Annotated in this window: 2 protein-coding genes and 1 pseudogene; 1 reads left to right on the top strand and 2 read right to left on the bottom strand. The window is 58.6% G+C overall.

Going from position 1 to position 1,960, the window contains the following annotated elements:
* Window positions 1-284: pseudogene (crc, locus tag BKD70_RS22780) on the bottom strand (catabolite repression control protein Crc); the annotation flags it as partial.
* A gap of 82 nt (window positions 285-366) precedes the next feature.
* Here crc and pyrE point away from each other — a divergent pair.
* A complete protein-coding gene (gene pyrE / locus BKD70_RS22785; RefSeq protein WP_034129093.1) occupies window positions 367-1,011 on the top strand; it encodes an orotate phosphoribosyltransferase in 645 nt (214 codons plus the stop codon).
* Window positions 1,012-1,176: 165 nt separating this feature from the next.
* On the opposite strand, the gene argB is transcribed toward pyrE, so the two are convergent.
* Window positions 1,177-1,960, bottom strand: a 784-nt coding sequence (argB, locus tag BKD70_RS22790; protein ID WP_070415451.1) for an acetylglutamate kinase, incomplete at its 5' end; no start/stop codon positions are given.

Below are 1,960 nucleotides of genomic sequence, written 5' to 3' on the forward strand. Positions count from 1 at the left end.
AGGTAACGCCCGTAGCGGTCGGCTGTCTCGAAGCCGAGGCCGCTGATGACCGCCTTGGGTTGCAACCGCGAGTACAAAGCCACGCCACCTTGGGTGGGCACTTCGGCATCGCAGGCATAAAGGAAGTAGCCATCCAGTTGGAAGGCTGGGTCGTCCAGTTCAAAGGCGGAGGCACGGGTGTCCTGCAGGCAGATGACGTCGGCATTCTGTGCTTGCAGCCAACTGAGCAAACCACGCTCGACTGCAGCCTGAATACCATTAACGTTCACACTGATGATCCGCATAAATGGCCCCAAAAATCGCGTGCGTGTATGATACACGCCGTCCACCCAATTAGCTAAATCCGTGGTATCTGAGGCTTTTTTCATGCAGGCGTATCAGCGCGATTTCATTCGTTTTGCCATCGATCGCGGCGTTTTACGCTTCGGTGAGTTCACCCTCAAGTCCGGGCGCACCAGCCCGTACTTCTTCAATGCGGGCCTGTTCAACTCAGGTTCGGCCCTGGCTCAGCTGGGCCGTTTCTATGCGGCAGCCATCGTTGAGAGCGGTATTTCCTTCGACGTACTCTTTGGCCCGGCCTACAAGGGTATTCCCCTGGCAGCGGCGACGGCGATAGCCCTGGCGGAGCATCACGGGCAGGACTTGCCGTGGTGTTTCAACCGTAAGGAAGCCAAGGCCCATGGTGAAGGTGGCAGCCTGGTAGGCGCGCCATTGACCGGCGATGTGCTGATCATCGATGACGTGATCACCGCGGGTACTGCTATCCGTGAAGTGATGCAGATCATCGCTTCCCAGGACGGCGCCAAGGCTGCCGGTGTGCTGATCGCCTTGAACCGCCAGGAGCGTGGCAACGGTGAATTGTCGGCGATCCAGGAAGTGGAGCGTGACTTCGGCATTCCGGTGGTGAGCATCGTGTCGTTGAACCAGGTGTTGCAGTTCCTGGAAGACGACCCGCAGCTCAAGCAACATTTGCCGGCTGTGCGTGCATACCGCGAGCAGTTCGGCGTCTGACACTGAATCCTGTGGGAGTGGGCTTGCCCGCGATAGCGGTGTGTCAGGCGGTGCATTTTTGCATGTACTGTCGTCATCGCAGGCAAGCCAGCTCCCACATTTGAACTGTGTACAAACAAAGGCCCCGCTCAATTCAATTGAGCGGGGCCTTTTGCTTTGCAGCGATCAAGGGCGCTTGCGGTTACTGATCAACGTACCGACACCGGTATCGGTGAAGATTTCCAACAGTATTGCATTTGGCACGCGGCCATCCAGGATCAGCGAGCTGCCGACGCCGCCCTGCACGGCTTCCAGTGCGCAACGGATCTTCGGCAACATGCCGCCGTAGATGGTGCCGTCGGCGATCAGGTCGTCTACCTGCTGGGTAGTCAAGCCGGTCAGTACCTTGCCTTCCTTGTCCATCAAGCCGGCGATGTTGGTCAGCAGCATCAGTTTCTCAGCCTTCAGTGCTTCCGCCACCTTACCGGCTACCAGATCGGCGTTGATGTTATAGGACTCGCCATTAGCACCCACGCCGATCGGCGCAATTACCGGGATGAAGTCGCCCTTGACCAGCAGGTTGAGCAAATCGGTGTTGATGCCGATGACTTCGCCCACCTGGCCGATGTCGATGATTTCCGGCTGGGTCATCTCCGGCGTCTTGCGGGTCACGGTCAGTTTCTTGGCGCGGATCAGTTCCGCATCCTTGCCGGTCAGGCCGATGGCGCTGCCGCCGTGGCGGTTGATCAGGTTGACGATGTCTTTGTTGACCTGGCCGCCGAGCACCATTTCCACCACGTCCATGGTTTGCGCGTCAGTGACACGCATGCCATCGATGAAGTGACTCTCGATCGACAAACGCTTGAGCAGGTCGCCAATTTGCGGGCCGCCGCCGTGGACGACCACGGGGTTGATCCCCACAGCCTTCATCAGCACGATGTCGCGGGCAAAGCCGGTTTTCAGCTCATCG

The sequence above is a fragment of the Pseudomonas sp. BS-2016 genome, from assembly GCF_001806145.1.
GTDB lineage: Bacteria > Pseudomonadota > Gammaproteobacteria > Pseudomonadales > Pseudomonadaceae > Aquipseudomonas > Aquipseudomonas lundensis.

Coding starts and splice junctions, on each gene's coding strand:
- pyrE (WP_034129093.1), top strand. CDS start 367: ATGCAGGCGTATCAGCGCGATTTCATTCGTTTTGCCATCGATCGCGGC.